The organism is Burkholderia diffusa (assembly GCF_001718315.1).
Lineage (GTDB): Bacteria > Pseudomonadota > Gammaproteobacteria > Burkholderiales > Burkholderiaceae > Burkholderia > Burkholderia diffusa_B.
In genome coordinates this window covers 197,726-212,415 of record NZ_CP013362.1, presented here as the reverse complement: position 1 = coordinate 212,415, position 14,690 = coordinate 197,726, and the positions used below count along the sequence as shown (strand labels likewise).

Genomic DNA, 14,690 nt, shown 5'->3' with positions numbered 1-14,690 from the left:
CGCGGGGGCGCGTCGTGACAGGCATGGGGAAAAGCCAAGCGCACCGGGCCGCTCCGCGATCGGGAGCGACGTCGATGCGATGGGGCGGGATCAGAAGCCGAGACTCGCGAGCAGGTCGTCGACCTGCGCCTGGTCCTGCACGACGTCGGACTTGCCTTCCGGCGCGATCTGCGGCCCGTTCAGCAGCGACTCCGGGCTGCCGGTCGCGCTGATCTGCTCGGCCGCGAGCGCGGCCGCTGTCGCCGCGAACTGCTCGCGCCGCTCGGGCGCGATGTTCTCGACGAGCACGGTGAGCAATTGCTGCTCGATCAGGTAGACCATGTCCATGATCTTCTTGATCACCTGCCCGGTCAGGTCCTGGAAATCCTGCGCGAGCATGATCTCGAGCAGCTGCGCGCTGGTCGCCGACGCCGCCTCCGGCAGCGTGCGCAGGAACGTGCGCGTGTCGTCCATCAGCTCGCGCACTTCCGCGTGCTCGATCGGCGCCGCATACCATTGCGCCCAGCGCGCATCGAGCGCCTCGGCTTCGTTCTGGATGCGCTCCTGCATCGGCTTTGCGACCTCGATCGCGTTCAGCACGCGCTCGGCCGCCTGCTCGGTCATCGTCGCGACGTAGCGCAGCCGGTCGCGCGCATCGGGCACGGCTTCCGCCGCGCGCTCGACATGCTTGTCGAGCCCGAGCTCGCGCATCGAATCGCGCAGCGTGCGCGTGACGTGGCCGATGCGCGCGAGGATCCGGTCGCTCGCGTAATCGGCGCCTTCGGCATGGCCGTCGGCGTTGATTGCCGCGCCGGCGAGCGCCGCATGGATCGGCTCGTTCACGTCAGCTCCCGGCCTTGGCCATCTTGTCGATGATCTTGTTCAGCTTCTCGTCGAGCGTCGCGGCCGTGAACGGCTTCACGACGTAGCCGCTCGCGCCCGCCTGCGCAGCCGCAATGATGTTCTCCTTCTTCGACTCGGCCGTGACCATCAGCACCGGCAGGTGCGTGAGCGTCGCGTCTGCGCGAATTTCCTTCAGCATCGCGAGGCCGTCGAGGTTCGGCATGTTCCAGTCGGAAATCACGAAGTCGAAGCCGCCGCCGCGCAGGCGCGCCAGGCCGGCCGCGCCGTCCTCGGCTTCGTCGACGTTCGTGTAGCCCAGCTCCTTGAGCAGGTTGCGGACGATCCGGCGCATCGTCGGGAAATCGTCCACCACCAGGATTTTCATGCTCTTGTCCATCGTCGTTCCTTTGCAGATTCGTTACCGTCGGAGCCCGCGCCATCGCACGTGCCCCGTGACATTTCATTCAGACGCGCTGTACGCGGTCGCCCATCGTCGCCAGTCGCGCCATCACGCGCCGGCTCATCTCCGAAAGCGGCGCGACCTCGTCCGCGCCGCCGAGCGCGATCGCCTCGCGCGGCATGCCGAACACGATGCAGCTCGCCTCGTCCTGCGCGAACGTGTGGGCGCCCGCGCGCTTCATGTCCAGCAGGCCGGCCGCGCCGTCGCGGCCCATCCCCGTGAGGATCACGCCGATCGCGTTCTTGCCCGCGTGCTGCGCCGCCGAGCGGAACAGCACGTCGACCGACGGCCGGTGCCGGTTCACCGGCGGCTCGTCGGACAGCTGCGCGATGTAGTTCGCGCCGCTCCTGGCGAGCAGCAGGTGCGCATGGCCCGGCGCGATGTACGCATGGCCCGGCAGCACGCGCTCGCCGTGTTCGGCTTCCTTCACCGCGATCCGGCACAGGCCGTTCAGCCGCTGCGCGAAGGACTTCGTGAAGCCGGGCGGCATGTGTTGCGCGATCAGTACCGCCGGCGCATCCGGCGGCAGCGGCGTCAGCACCTCGCGAATCGCCTCGGTGCCGCCCGTGGACGCGCCGATGATGATCAGCTTCTCGGTACTGACGAGCGGGTTGTTGACCATCGGCGCGGCGCTCTGGCCGCTCGCCGCGCGCGCGGCGGCCTGCGGCTGCGGCGCCTGCCGCACGCGTGCGCGCGAGGCCGCGCGGATCTTGTCCGCGAGCTTTTCCGCATAATCGAGCATGCCGTCGCGAATCCCGACGCGCGGCTTCGTGACGAAATCCACCGCGCCGAGTTCGAGCGCGCGCAGCGTGATCTCCGAGCCGCGCTCGGTCAGCGACGACACCATCACGACCGGCATCGGGCGCAGGCGCATCAGCTTCTCGAGGAAGTCGAGCCCGTCCATGCGCGGCATTTCGACGTCCAGCGTCAGGACGTCCGGGTTGTGCTGCTTGATGAGCTCGCGCGCGACGAGCGGATCGGGCGCGGTCGCGCACACTTCCATGTCGGGCTGGCTGTTGATGATCTCCGTCATCAGGCTGCGGATCAGCGCCGAGTCGTCGACGCACAACACTTTGATCTTCTGCACTGCGGTCATGCCTCCTGCTTTCTCGAAAGGTTGGCCGCAAACGGGCTGCCGGCCTTCGTGTTCGTCGTCTGCGCGCCCGCGCCGCCGCGCGCGCCGAACAGCTCGATGCGCGGGCGTGCCGGCGGCGGCGCGGCCGGCCGCTTCGCGGCGAACAGCTCGACGTGCGCGCGCTGCCGGTCGGCGCGCACGCGGTCGGCCTCGCGCGCCAGCGCGGCTTCGCGCTCGGTCACGCCCGGCACCTGCAGCCGCAGCTTCTTCACCGCCGCGCGCCCCGTGTGCGGCATGAAGGCGACCTTGCGCGGGTGCACGCCCTGCAGGTCCTCCGCGGTGATGCGGATGCGTTCGAGCGCGAGATAGCGACGCACGAAATCCGCGTTGCGGTCGCCGATGTTGATGGTCGTCATTCCCGCCAGCACGGCCGCGCCGCCGAACACCTTCGCCTCGAAGCGCTCGCGGCGCCCGCCGGCCTTGATCAGTTCGTTGATCAGCACTTCCATCGCGTACGCGCCGTAGCGCATCGACTCCGATGCGGCGGCGCCGGCATCGGCGCCGTCGTCGGGCAGCATGAAGTGATTCATCCCGCCGATGCCCGCGAACGGGTCGTGCAGGCACGCGGCGACGCACGAGCCGAGCACGGTCATCAGCACCATGTCCTCGGCCGTCGTGTAGAACTCGTTCGGCAGCAGCTTCACGCCCGGGCGTTCGAAGTGGTTGTCGAAGTAGCGATTGGTCGCGATCGGCAGGCCGCTCATCCGCGCTCTCCATACGCGGGGGCGGAGCCCGCGGCACGCGCATGGACGCGCGGCGGCACCGGCGCGGCCGGCGCGGCGCCGCGCGGGCGCAGGCTCGTCGCGGCATCGCGCGTCAGTTCGTACACGGTCTGCCCGCGCAGCCGGAACGCCTGCGAGACGTACGTGAAATTCTCCGAATGCCCGGCGAACAGCAGGCCGCCCGGCTTCACGAGCGGCTCGAAGCGCGACAGCACCTGCCCCTGCGTCGGCTTGTCGAAATAGATCATCACGTTGCGGCAGAAGATCGCGTCGAACGGCTTCGCGATCCCGTAGTCGGCATCGGTCAGGTTCAACTGCTCGAAGCGGATCATCGCGCGCAGCTCCGGGCGCACCTTCACGCGACCGGCCTGCGCGCCCGTGCCTTTCAGGAAGAAGCGCTTGAGCCGCTCCGGGCTCAGGTGCTTGACCTGGTCGTACGTATAGATGCCGGCCTCGGCCTTCGCGAGCACCTGCGTGTCGAGGTCGGTCGCGAGAATCGATGCGCCACGCGCGGCGGATTCGCCGAGCGCCTCGATCAGCGTGATCGCGATCGAGTAAGGCTCCTCGCCGGTCGACGCCGCCGAGCACCACACCGACACGGGCGCCGCGCGTCCCTTCACGAAGTCGGCCAGGATCGGGAAATGGTGCGACTCGCGGAAGAACGCGGTCAGGTTCGTCGTCAGCGCGTTGGTGAACGCTTCCCACTCGAGCGGATCATCTTCCTGCTCGAGCAGGTCGAGGTAGTCGCGGAACGTGTCGAGGCCGCGTGCGCGCAGCCGGCGTGCCAGCCGGCTGTACGCCATGTCGCGCTTGTGCTCGGACAGCGAAATGCCCGCGCGTTGATGAATCAGCGCGCGGATGCGCGCGAAATCCGCGCCGGTAAACGCGAAGTCGCGCCCCGGCTCGCCCGCGCGGGGCGAGGCATCCGGTGCATCAGTTCGAAACGGTGCGCGCGCGGACGGCATGGCTTAGAAAGTCTCCCAGTCGTCGTCGGACGTGCCGGCCGCCGCCATCGCCGGCTTCTCGCCGTTCAGCGCGGGGCGCACGAGTGCGGGCTTCTCGGCAGGCTTCGGCGCGGGCGCGGCGGCCGCCTTCGCGAGACGCGGGCCGTAGCCGCCCGCGGCCGGCGTTTCCTTCGATGCGCGTGCGGCAGCGGCGTCCGGCGCGCGCTTCGCGTCCTGGCCGGCCTGGCTGGCAGCCGGTGCCGACGCATGCGGTGCCGGCGCGGCGCGACGAGCCGGCTGCGCGGCTGCCTGCGGTGCCGGCAGGGCGGCCGGCGACGCTTCGTGACGATGCGCCGCCGGCAACGCCGGCGCCGGTGCGTGCGCGGCCGGGCGCGCAGCATTGCGCGCCGGCGCGAGCGCGATGCCGCCCGCGACGCGCCACGCCGACACGACCGCCTTCATCTGGCGCGTCTGCTCCTCGAGCGATGCGGCCGCCGCCGCGGCCTGCTCGACGAGCGCCGCGTTCTGCTGCGTGACCGAATCCATCTGGCCGACCGCGCGATTGACCTGCTCGATGCCGGTCGACTGCTCGTCCGACGCGGCGCTGATCTCGCCCATGATGTCGGTCACGCGGCGCACGGCCTGCACGATCTCGTCCATCGTCGAACCGGCGCGCGCGACGAGCGCCGACCCGCTTTCGACCTTCTCGGCCGAGTCACCGATCAACTGCTTGATTTCCTTCGCCGCGCTCGCGCTGCGCTGCGCCAGCGAGCGCACTTCGCCCGCGACCACCGCGAAGCCGCGGCCCTGCTCGCCCGCGCGCGCGGCTTCGACCGCCGCATTCAGCGCGAGGATGTTGGTCTGGAACGCGATGCCTTCGATCGTGCCGATGATGTCGACGACCTTGCCCGAGCTCGCCGCGATGTCCTGCATCGTCGACACGACCTGGCCAACGACGTCGCCGCCCTGCATCGCGATGTCCGACGCGTTCACCGCGAGCTGGCTCGCCTGCCGCGCGTTCTCCGCGTTCTGCCGCACGGTGCCGGTCAACTGCTCCATGCTCGATGCGGTTTCCTGCAGCGACGCGGCCTGCTCCTCGGTGCGCTGCGACAGGTCTGTGTTGCCGGTGGAAATCTCGCGCGCGCCGACGTCGATCGACTCGGTGCCGCGATGCACGGCCTGCACCATCGCCGTCACGGCGTCCTGCATCCGCTTGATGCCGCCGAACAGGCGGCCGATCTCGTTGGTGCTGAATACGTTCACCGGCTGCGTGAGGTCGCCGCCGGCGATGCGCTCGAAGTGCGCGATCGCGTCCTCGAGCGGCTTCACGATCAGCCCGCGCAGCGCGAAGCGGATCGCGATCACGACGACGAACGCGATCGCGATGCCGGCCGCGATCAGCGCGACCATCAGCGAGATTTGCGACTGCGTCGACGTCTGGCGCTCTTCCGCACGCTTCTGCAGCGATGCGATCACGGCCGCCGCCGTCTGGTCGAACGCGACGAACATCGGGCTGATCTTCGTGTCGGCAATCGCGTGGTACGCCGCCATGTCGCCTGCGCGCGCCGCGGCAAATTCGGGCTCGACGCCGTCCTTCACGATCGTCGTGTAGCGCGCGGTGAGCTCGTCGACGAGCGCCTGCTCGACGCCGAGCTTCGGCAACGACTGGAACGCCTGCCAGTTCTGGTTCGACTTCGCAAACAGCTCCTGCGCGCGGTCGAGCACCTTCGTCGCATCGGCCGAATTGCCGGCTTCGGTCAGCGTCCGGAAGCGATCGAGCGCGACGCGGGCGCGCAGCAGGTGCGCGGCCGTGTCGTCGAGCGTGTGGATCGCCGGCAGGTCGACGTGCGCGATCTCGTCGAGCGAGCGGCTCGCGTGGTTGAGCGCGAAAAGGCCGAGCCCGCCGACCGCGGCGGCCAGGCACACGAGGATGAGTCCGACCGCCGTGAGCGTCGTGCGGATCGACCAGTTATGCAACATTGCAGATTCTCCCGAAATTCCTGCGCGCGCGGCGCGCTTATCCGCCGAGCGTCTCGATCAGCGCCATTTCCCGACTCGACATCAGCTTCTCGATGTCCATCAGGATCAGCATCCGGCCATCGACCGTGCCGAGGCCCGTCAGGTACTCGGTCGTCAGCGTCGCACCGAATTCCGGCGCCGGCATGATCTGGTCGGTCTGCAGCGTCAGCACGTCCGACACGCCGTCGACCACCATCCCGACCACGCGATTCGACACGTTCAGGATGATCACGACGGTCTGGTGGTCGTACTCGACGCGGCCGAGATGGAACTTGATCCGCATGTCGACGATCGGCACGATGATCCCGCGCAGGTTGATCACGCCCTTGATGAAGTCCGGCGCGTTCGCGATGCGCGTGACGCTGTCGTAGCCACGGATTTCCTGCACCTTCAGGATGTCGATCCCGTATTCCTCGTCGCCGAGCGTGAAGACGAGGAACTCCTGGCCCGTCGCATCGCCCTGCTCCGCGTCACGGCGGCTCGTTGCCGCGTTCGCCGCGGCCGGATTGATCATTTGGACTTCAGCAGACACGTTTGCCCCCAATCGGTTGAATGGCGAGAGTCAGAAGATTGCGAGCTCGGCGCCCGCTCGGGCGCCGTGCGTCGCACGGGTTTCACGGTTCAGCGCCGCGACGTCGACGATCAGCGCGACGCTGCCGTCGCCGAGGATGGTCGCCGCCGAGATGCCGTGCACCTTGCGGTAGTTCGTTTCGAGGTTCTTCACGACCACCTGCTGCTGGCCGACGAGCTCGTCGATCAGCATCGCGAAGCGGCGTCCCTCGGTTTCCATGATCGTGACGATGCCCTGGGTCGGGTCGGTGCGCGCGTCATCGACCGAGAACACTTCGTGCAACGCGACCAGCGGCAGGTATTCGCCGCGCACGCGCACCACGCGCTCGCCGTTGCCGACCGTGTAGATGTCGTCGTTCGACGGCTGCAGCGACTCCATCACGAAGTTCAGCGGCAGGATGAAGATCTCCGTGCCGACCTTCACCGACATCCCGTCGAGGATCGCGAGCGTAAGCGGCAGCACGATCCGCGTGGTCGTGCCGCGGCCGGCCTGCGACGAGATCTCGACGTGGCCGCCCATCGACTGGATGTTGCGCTTCACGACGTCCATCCCGACGCCGCGGCCCGACACGTCGGTCACCGTCTCGGCCGTCGAGAAGCCCGGCGCGAAGATCAGCTGCCAGACTTCGTCGTCGCTGATGGTGTCGGGGATCTGCATGCCCTGCTTGGCGGCCTTCGCCAGAATCCGCTCGCGGTTCAGGCCGCCACCGTCGTCGCTGACCTCGATCACGATGTTGCCGCCGTGATGCGCGGCCGACAGCACGAGCTGGCCGACCGCGTCCTTGCCCGCGGCGATACGCTTGTCGACGGTCTCGATCCCGTGGTCGAGGCTGTTGCGCACGAGGTGCGTGAGCGGGTCGATGATCCGCTCGATCAGGCTCTTGTCGAGCTCGGTCGCCTGGCCGAACGTGACGAGCTCCACCTGCTTGCCGAGCTTGCCGGCCAGGTCGCGCACGAGGCGCGGGAAGCGGCTGAACACGTAGTCCATCGGCATCATGCGGATCGACATCACCGCTTCCTGCAGGTCGCGCGCGTTGCGCTCGAGCTGCGCCATTCCGTTGAACAGGCGATCGTGCAGCGCCGGATCGAACGCGCTCGCCGTTTCCGCGAGCATCGCCTGCGTGATCACGAGTTCGCCGACCAGGTTGATCAGCTGGTCGACCTTCTCGACGCCGACGCGAATCGAGCTGCCTTCGGCGCCCGACGCGGCGGCGGCCGGGCGCGGGCGCTTGTCGTCGTGGTGCGCGGCAGCCTGGGCAGCCGGCGCGGCGGGTTCGGCGTGCGGTTGCGGGGCCGCTTGCGGCGCCGGTTGCGCCAGCGCTTGCGACGCGGCGGCGGCCGGTGCGGCACCGGCGGCTTGCGCGAATACCTCGACGCGTGCGGCCGGCTCCGGCGCGGCGGCCGGTTCGAGCGCGGCCGGCGCGGCGGCGGGCGCCGCCGGTGCGGCCGGCGCGGTGCCGCGCGCGATGCGGATCTGGCTGTCGTCGATCACGAAGCAGCACACGGCGACGATGTCGTCGGACGGCACGTCCGATTCGAGCCACAGCGTCAGGTCCGCGCCCGCTTCCTCACGGCCGACGATCCGGCCGAGATTGCCCAGTTCCTCGGTGAGCAGCGCCTGGTCCTTCGCGTCGACACCGACGAGCGTGATCTTCAGGTGCGGGCCGCCCGCGCCGGCGTCGTCCGCCGGATGCGCGGCCGCGACGGCCTGTTCGACCACGTGATCGGGCGCGCGATCGGCAGCGGCCGGCGCCGGCGCCGGAGCGGCCACCTCGGCCGTTGCGGCAGTTACAGCCGGCACGGCCTGCGCGGCATCCGCGGCCGCAGCCACACCGCCGCCGCTCTCGGCCTTCAGGCGTTCGAGCTTCGCGCAAATCGTCGCGGCGGCCGCCGCGTCCGGTTCCGCGCTCGCGCGATAGTCGACGAGCTGGTCGGACAGCACGTCCTTGGTCTCGAGGAACGCGTCGACCATTTCCTTGGTCAGCGTCAGCTCATGGTTGCGTGCGCGGTCGAGCAGCGACTCCAGGATGTGGGTCGTCTCGGTCAGCGCGGAAAAGCCGAAGGTCGCCGCGCCGCCCTTGATCGAATGCGCGGCGCGGAAGATCGCGGCCAGGTCCTCGGGGTCGGGCGAGCCGACGTCGAGGTTCAGCAGCAGCTGCTCCATCTGCGCGAGCAGCTCGTCCGCTTCGTCGAAAAAGGTCTGGTAGAACTGCGTGATGTCGAGAGTCATGCCCGGTCACCGGTTGGATTCGTCGCGTTCATGTCAGGAGGCGGTCTGCTCGGACAGCGTCGCGACCAGGTCGACCAGCACGGCCGGGTCGATCGGCTTCTCGATCCAGCCGGTCGCGCCCGCGTCGCGCGCGGCGTCCTTGAAGGCATCGCTGCCTTCGGTCGTCAGCACGAGGATCGGCGTGTCCGCGTATGCCGTCAGCTTGCGCAGCGCGGCGATCACCTCGAGGCCGCTCTTGCGCGGCATGTTCTGGTCGGTCAGCACCAGGTCGTACGGCACGGTGGCCGCCATGTCGAAGCCGGCTTCGCCGTCCGGCGCCACCGTCACGTCGTAGCCGGCCTGCGCCAGCGTCGTCTGCAGCAGCGCGCGCATCGTCGTGGAGTCGTCGATGGCGAGAATGGTTCGGATCATGCCGGCCTCCACAGGACCGCTCCAGGATGGCTGTCGGCCCCGTCGGGGGGCGGCAAACGAAGTGAGCGTGAGGGTTGTTTCATGCGTGTCCCGGAATCTTGGAAGCGTCAGGGTTTCGGCGCCACGGCGACGGCGCTCGCGAGCGCCGGTCGCGCAGCCGGCGCCGGGCCGCCGAGCTGCTGGGCCAGCAGCTTCGAGCCCGCCGCGTCGGCCGACAGCGTCGTGGTCGTCGCGTCGTCGCGCATCAGCGCATCTTCGGATTTGCGGTTCAGCACGATCACGCTGATCCGGCGGTTTTCCGGATCGAGCGGATCGGCCTTGTTCAGGTTCTGCGTCGACGCGAGGCCGAGTACGCGCAGCACCTTCGCCTCGTCCATGCCGCCCGCGATCAGCTCGCGACGCGACGCGTTCGCGCGGTCGGCCGACAGCTCCCAGTTGCTGTAGCCGCCTTCGCCGCCCGCGTACGGCACCGCGTCGGTGTGACCCTGGACGATGATCCGGTTCGGCACGTCGTTCAGCGTCTTGCCGATCTCGCGCAGGATGTCGCGCATGTACGGCTCGACGTGATCGCTCGACATCGCGAACATCGGCCGCTTCTGCGTATCGACGATCTCGATGCGCAGCCCCATCAGCGTCGAATCGATGCGGATCTGCTGCTTGAACTGGCGCAGCGTCGGGTTCGCCTCGATCGCCGCCATCAGCTTGATCTGCAGGTCGTGCAGGCGCGTCTGCTCGAGCCGGTCCTGCGCGCCCTGCGCCTGCGAGCGCGTCTTGTCGTCGCCGGCCTTCGCGACGCGGTCGGCGAGCGACGTCGTGCCGTCGGTGCGGCGCAGCGTGCCGGCGTCGACGCTCGACAGGTCGCGGCCGCCGCCGTTGATGATGCTCGAGTCCTGCGAGCTGCGGTCGCCGCTGCCGAACAGCGCGGCCTTCAGCGGCGTATTGAAGTACTCGGCGATCCCCTTCAGCTGCACCGGCGTGACCGAGCTCAGCAGCCACATCAGCAGGAAGAACGCCATCATCGCGGTCATGAAGTCCGCATACGCGAGCTTCCATGCGCCGCCGTGATGGCCCTTCTTCTGCGGGGCCACCCGTTTCACGACGATCGCGCGATCCTTGTTCTTGCTCATCGAACGCTCCGCGTCACTTCGCCTTCACGCGGCGCACGTGCTCTTCGAGCTCGGTAAACGACGGCCGCTCGGTCGAGAACAGCACCTTGCGGCCGAACTCCACCGCGATCGCCGGCGCATAGCCGTTCAGGCTCGCGAGGATCGTCACCTTGATGCACTGGAACATCTTGGTCGACTCGGCCACGCGCTGCTCCGCGAGGCTCGCGAGCGGCCCGATCAGCCCGTACGACAGCAGGATCCCGAGGAACGTGCCGACCAGCGCCTGCGCGATCATCGCGCCGAGCACCGCGGGCGGCTTGTCGGCAGATGCCATCGTATGCACGACGCCCATCACGGCCGCGACGATCCCGAACGCCGGCATCGCGTCGCCGACGCGCATCAACGCATGCGCCGGGCCCTCGCCTTCCGCGTGGTGGGTCTCGATCTCCTCGTCCATCAGGCTCTCGATCTCGAACGCGTTCATGTTGCCGCCCACCATCAGGCGCAGGTAGTCGGTCAGGAATTCGACGATGTGGCGATCGGCGAGGATCTTCGGGTATTGCGTGAAGATCGGGCTCTTGTCCGGATCGTCGATGTCGGCCTCGAGCGTCAGCGTGCCTTCCTTGCGCGCCTTCGCGAGCAGCACGTACAGGAGCGCCATCAGTTCCATATAGACGTCCTTCGTGTACTTCGAGCCCTTGAAGAGCGTCGGCAGCACGCGCAGCGTCCCCTTGATGGTCTTCATGCCGTTGCCGAGGATGAACGCGCCGACGCCCGCGCCCGCGATCATCAGGATCTCGACCGGCTGGATCAATGCGCCCAGATGCCCGCCTGCCAGCGCGTAACCGCCGAAGACGGACAACAGCGTCACGAGTGTTCCCACGATAATCAGCACTGCCTGTCCCTCACGAATGACCGGCGGAGAGACCGCCGTTAATCAGGTTTACGGCAGTCGGCAGGAAAACTTTCGCGGCCGCGCCGCGGCGGCGCGGCGGTGTTTACCAGCAAGCGCCGGCCGGTTCGCGCGGCGAGCGGCAACCGTCCGGCGTCCGCTCGCGCCCCGCCCGGCGGCGCTCAGGCCGCGGCGGCGGACAACTCGGCGCGCGCGGCGGCGGCCTTGCGGGTCTTGCCTGCGCGCGACGGCGGCTGGCACAGGCCGCACACGAATCCTTGATGCGGATCATGCGCATGCGCGACGAAGTGGCCGCCGCAGCGCGTGCACGGGGTCATCTGCAGCATCCCCGAGTCGAAGAAGCGCACCAGCGTCCACGCGCGCGTGAGGCTCAGCGCGGCCTCGTCGCCGGACAGGTTCACGTGCTCCAGGTAGAGCCGGTACGCCTTCACGATCGACTGGATCGGCTCGCAGCGGCCGTGGTCCTGCATGAACCGGTAGATGTTGTAGAACAGCGACGAGTGGATGTTCGGCTGCCACGTCATGAACCAGTCGGTCGAGAACGGCAGCATCCCCTTTGGCGGCGACGCACCCTTCAGCTCCTTGTACAGCTTGATCAGGCGATCGCGCGACAGGCTCGTCTCCGCCTCCAGCAGCTGAAGCCGGGCGCCCAGTTCGATCAGTTCGATGGCGAGGGTGATTTCCTTCACCTCGATCACGACGCTTTTGCTTGCCATGGTGAATAACCGTCCGCTTGACGTTGTTCGGATGAGTGGCCAATACGCCGCCTGCCGGCGCGGCGCGCCGGGACGAATGCAAGGCGGGGAAGGATCAGCGGACGCTTTCGACCGGCTGGCCGGCCATCAGGATGGCCGAATGCGCGTGCGTGACGACGTCGCTGCGCCCCTTGTCGGCGAGCGACGACAGCAACGCGTGATCGTCGAAGCGGAAGCGGCACAACATCTGGTTCGATGCGGCGAGCTTCACGGTCTGGGCGAGCGTGAGGTTCGCGAGCACGTCGGCCAGTTCCTGGGACACGCCCATGCGGAACATGCCCATCGCTTTGTCTTCCCGCAGCAGGCGCTGCGCGAGGAGGAGGTACGACAGGTTGACCTCTTTGATCTCACTGAGCATTTCGCTGGTGGCGCTCATGATTCCCCCGTTAAGAACTTTGCTTTGGCCTTTCATGTTATGAAAACGTTTGCTCGAGCAGGCCGCGTTGGGCGCACCGTCGGCACGTTTATAGTCTTACAGGGCGAATTTTGGCTAAACGGCATTTATGCCGGTATCAGCGAAGTGGCGTATGCCGCGCAGGATTTGTCTGTAAACCGTGTAGGAATTTTTCCGACAAGGCGAATTGAAAGGGAACAAACGGCTGGCGAGAGATGCGCGAATTCGTCGGCGATGCGATCCCGCATGGGAAGAATCCGGCTGATGGCCTTCCGGCAAGGCTGCCGGAAAATGAATCGGTAAAAATTATAGTGGTTTTTCACGATAGCGCAACAATTCTCGTTGCCATATCGCTTTGTGTTTCCGCACCCCTTTTATCGGGGTTTTCGCGTATTTCATGGTGTAACAAGCCTTAAGTGTTTGAAAAAACACTCGAACCCCCGAAGGCGATATCGATAATGGACTCCAATGGGCGGCGGCGGGAGCCGCGCCGGCCCGCCCCGCAGCTTGCCGTCCGGCCTCCCCGCGCACCGCGCCCCGGACCGGGCCACGTACCGCACAGCGCGTGCGTCGGCGAGTTCCGCAACCCTGCATCGGACCAGCATGCGCACTCGAGCGCCTCGCTGGTCGACACTGGAGAACGCCCATGCGTATTGCCCAGATCGCGCCGCTTTACGAAGCTGTCCCGCCGAAACTCTATGGCGGCACCGAGCGTGTCGTGTCCTACCTCACCGAAGCGCTCGTCGAGCTCGGCCACGACGTGACGCTGTTCGCGAGCGGCGACTCCGTCACGTCCGCCCGTCTCGAGGCGGCATGGCCGCGCGCATTGCGGCTCGACCCGTCGATCCGCGACTCGATGGCGCCCCATATGCGCCTGATCGAGCAGGTCGCCCGTGTCGCGCACGAATTCGACGTGCTGCACTTCCACCTCGATTACCTGCCCTTCTCGCTGATGTCGCGCCTCGATACGCCTTACGTGACGACGCTGCACGGCCGCCTCGACCTGCCGGAGCTGCAGCCGGTTTTCGACGCATTCCCGGACGCGCCGGTGGTGTCGATCTCGAACAACCAGCGCAAGCCGCTGCCGCAGGCCGCGTGGGCCGGCACCGTGTATCACGGGCTGCCCGACACGCTGCTCACGCCGCAACCGGACGTGAAGCCCGAATACCTCGCGTTCCTCGGCCGGATCTGTCCTGAAAAGCGGGTCGACACCGCGATCCGGATCGCCGCGCAAAGCGGGCTGCCGCTGAAGATCGCCGCCAAGGTCGACAAGGCCGACGCCGACTACTTCAAGGAAGTGATCGAACCGCTGCTCGGCGAGGCCCACGTCGAATTCATCGGCGAGATCAACGAGGCGCAGAAGCCGGCGTTTCTGTCCGGTGCGAAGGCGCTGCTGTTCCCGATCGACTGGCCGGAGCCGTTCGGCCTGGTGATGATCGAGGCGATGGCCTGCGGCACGCCGGTCGTCGCGTTCAACCGCGGCTCGGTGCCCGAAGTGATCGAGGACGGCGTGACCGGCTTCATCGTCGAGGACGTGCAAGGCGCCGTCGGTGCGCTGCACCGAATCGACAGCCTGTCGCGCGACGCGATCCGCGCACGTTTCGATACGCGCTTCAGCTCGAAAGCGATGGCGCGGCGTTACGTCGAAACTTACGAATCGCTTTGCACGGCGGCAAAACGGCCGGTCTTGCGTCAGGTCGCGGGCGCGTGACGCTGAAATTCGTCAGGAAATATCGGGCAAAATTTGCGCCGAAATCGGCGTGAAAATCCCGAAGACGCGAAAGAGCCGCATCGTCGATGCGGCTCTTTCTTTTTGCGCGGTCATTCGATCAGGAAACGATCGCGGTTTTTCCCGACGATCCAATTCGGCGGCTTGCCGCGCCCGCTCCAGGTTGCGCCCGACTTCGGGTCGCGGTATTTCGGGGGCAGCGGCGCCTTTTTCGGCGGACGGCCGCGCCGCGCTCGCTCCGCGAAGCCCAGGTCTTCGGCCGTCAGGCCATATTCGGCAATCATTCGCTGGACATCGGCAATCACCGCCGCCACTTCCTGGCGACGCACGTCATCCGCCTGGGCCTGCAACTCGGCGATCTGCGCCTTGAGTTTCGCGTATTGAGACATTTTTCGACTCCCCTTTTCCATGATGCGGCTCCGGCGAGTCCGGCCGGAACACCAACATCCGTTACGTCATCGTACTGCCGCCCTGCTCTTC

15 protein-coding genes are annotated in these 14,690 nt (G+C 67.6%); 1 reads left to right on the top strand and 14 read right to left on the bottom strand.

All coding sequences use genetic code 11. The annotated features are described in order from the left end of the window. Nucleotides 1-90 precede the first annotated feature (90 nt). From cheZ to flhD, 13 genes are all read right to left on the bottom strand, one after another. Entirely contained in the window at nt 91-822 is a 732-nt protein-coding gene (gene cheZ / locus WI26_RS00900) for a protein phosphatase CheZ (RefSeq protein WP_059452632.1), read from the bottom strand. 1 nt (nt 823) lies between these two features. Continuing rightward, nucleotides 824-1,219: a chemotaxis response regulator CheY gene (gene cheY / locus WI26_RS00895; protein WP_006754880.1), complete on the bottom strand. Its 396-nt coding sequence runs from the start codon at nt 1,217-1,219 to the stop codon at nt 824-826. A 67-nt stretch (nt 1,220-1,286) separates the two neighbouring features. Next, nucleotides 1,287-2,378, bottom strand: coding sequence for a protein-glutamate methylesterase/protein-glutamine glutaminase (locus WI26_RS00890; RefSeq protein ID WP_059465082.1), 1,092 nt, complete (start codon nt 2,376-2,378; stop codon nt 1,287-1,289). Next, a complete protein-coding gene (gene cheD / locus WI26_RS00885; RefSeq protein ID WP_069225008.1) occupies nt 2,375-3,121 on the bottom strand; it encodes a chemoreceptor glutamine deamidase CheD in 747 nt (248 codons plus the stop codon). Before cheD ends, WI26_RS00890 begins: the two co-directional genes overlap by 4 nt. Continuing rightward, nucleotides 3,118-4,104: a CheR family methyltransferase gene (locus WI26_RS00880; RefSeq protein WP_069225007.1), complete on the bottom strand. Its 987-nt coding sequence runs from the start codon at nt 4,102-4,104 to the stop codon at nt 3,118-3,120. The genes cheD and WI26_RS00880 overlap by 4 nt, the downstream gene beginning before the upstream one ends. A 3-nt stretch (nt 4,105-4,107) precedes the next feature. Then, nucleotides 4,108-6,063 carry a methyl-accepting chemotaxis protein gene (locus tag WI26_RS00875; protein ID WP_069225006.1) on the bottom strand — a complete coding sequence of 652 codons (1,956 nt, stop codon included), beginning with the start codon at nt 6,061-6,063 and terminating at the stop codon, nt 4,108-4,110. A 37-nt stretch (nt 6,064-6,100) separates the two neighbouring features. After that, the gene (gene cheW / locus WI26_RS00870) at nt 6,101-6,616 is read right to left on the bottom strand and encodes a chemotaxis protein CheW (protein WP_031397017.1); all 516 of its coding nucleotides are present in this window, start codon (nt 6,614-6,616) and stop codon (nt 6,101-6,103) included. Nucleotides 6,617-6,664: 48 nt separating this feature from the next. Next, nucleotides 6,665-8,902: a chemotaxis protein CheA gene (cheA, locus tag WI26_RS00865; RefSeq protein WP_069225005.1), complete on the bottom strand. Its 2,238-nt coding sequence runs from the start codon at nt 8,900-8,902 to the stop codon at nt 6,665-6,667. A 33-nt stretch (nt 8,903-8,935) separates the two neighbouring features. Continuing rightward, nucleotides 8,936-9,313, bottom strand: a complete 378-nt coding sequence (locus tag WI26_RS00860) for a response regulator (protein WP_069226326.1) — start codon at nt 9,311-9,313, stop codon at nt 8,936-8,938. Between the two features lie 107 nt (nt 9,314-9,420). Next, nucleotides 9,421-10,440, bottom strand: coding sequence for a flagellar motor protein MotB (motB, locus tag WI26_RS00855; RefSeq protein ID WP_059594296.1), 1,020 nt, complete (start codon nt 10,438-10,440; stop codon nt 9,421-9,423). A gap of 13 nt (nt 10,441-10,453) precedes the next feature. After that, complete coding sequence (gene motA / locus WI26_RS00850; protein WP_059452624.1) at nt 10,454-11,314, bottom strand: flagellar motor stator protein MotA; 861 nt, start codon at nt 11,312-11,314, stop codon at nt 10,454-10,456. Nucleotides 11,315-11,493: 179 nt separating this feature from the next. Beyond that, complete coding sequence (flhC, locus tag WI26_RS00845; RefSeq protein WP_059452623.1) at nt 11,494-12,048, bottom strand: flagellar transcriptional regulator FlhC; 555 nt, start codon at nt 12,046-12,048, stop codon at nt 11,494-11,496. Between the two features lie 94 nt (nt 12,049-12,142). After that, nucleotides 12,143-12,463, bottom strand: coding sequence for a flagellar transcriptional regulator FlhD (gene flhD, locus WI26_RS00840; protein WP_014895554.1), 321 nt, complete (start codon nt 12,461-12,463; stop codon nt 12,143-12,145). A 664-nt stretch (nt 12,464-13,127) separates the two neighbouring features. Here flhD and WI26_RS00835 point away from each other — a divergent pair. Then, nucleotides 13,128-14,192 (top strand): glycosyltransferase family 4 protein, encoded by a 1,065-nt coding sequence (locus WI26_RS00835; RefSeq protein WP_069225004.1) that lies wholly within the window; start codon nt 13,128-13,130, stop codon nt 14,190-14,192. Between the two features lie 110 nt (nt 14,193-14,302). Here the strand turns inward: WI26_RS00835 and WI26_RS00830 are convergent, their stop codons facing one another. After that, complete coding sequence (locus WI26_RS00830) at nt 14,303-14,599, bottom strand: H-NS histone family protein (protein ID WP_059452621.1); 297 nt, start codon at nt 14,597-14,599, stop codon at nt 14,303-14,305. Nucleotides 14,600-14,690 lie beyond the last annotated feature (91 nt).

Coding starts and splice junctions, on each gene's coding strand:
- cheW (WP_031397017.1), bottom strand. CDS start 6,616: ATGATCAATCCGGCCGCGGCGAACGCGGCAACGAGCCGCCGTGACGCG.
- WI26_RS00830 (WP_059452621.1), bottom strand. CDS start 14,599: ATGTCTCAATACGCGAAACTCAAGGCGCAGATCGCCGAGTTGCAGGCC.
- motB (WP_059594296.1), bottom strand. CDS start 10,440: ATGAGCAAGAACAAGGATCGCGCGATCGTCGTGAAACGGGTGGCCCCG.
- WI26_RS00890 (WP_059465082.1), bottom strand. CDS start 2,378: ATGACCGCAGTGCAGAAGATCAAAGTGTTGTGCGTCGACGACTCGGCG.
- flhC (WP_059452623.1), bottom strand. CDS start 12,048: ATGGCAAGCAAAAGCGTCGTGATCGAGGTGAAGGAAATCACCCTCGCC.
- cheA (WP_069225005.1), bottom strand. CDS start 8,902: ATGACTCTCGACATCACGCAGTTCTACCAGACCTTTTTCGACGAAGCG.
- cheD (WP_069225008.1), bottom strand. CDS start 3,121: ATGAGCGGCCTGCCGATCGCGACCAATCGCTACTTCGACAACCACTTC.
- WI26_RS00835 (WP_069225004.1), top strand. CDS start 13,128: ATGCGTATTGCCCAGATCGCGCCGCTTTACGAAGCTGTCCCGCCGAAA.
- WI26_RS00875 (WP_069225006.1), bottom strand. CDS start 6,063: ATGTTGCATAACTGGTCGATCCGCACGACGCTCACGGCGGTCGGACTC.
- WI26_RS00860 (WP_069226326.1), bottom strand. CDS start 9,313: ATGATCCGAACCATTCTCGCCATCGACGACTCCACGACGATGCGCGCG.
- flhD (WP_014895554.1), bottom strand. CDS start 12,463: ATGAGCGCCACCAGCGAAATGCTCAGTGAGATCAAAGAGGTCAACCTG.
- WI26_RS00880 (WP_069225007.1), bottom strand. CDS start 4,104: ATGCCGTCCGCGCGCGCACCGTTTCGAACTGATGCACCGGATGCCTCG.
- cheY (WP_006754880.1), bottom strand. CDS start 1,219: ATGGACAAGAGCATGAAAATCCTGGTGGTGGACGATTTCCCGACGATG.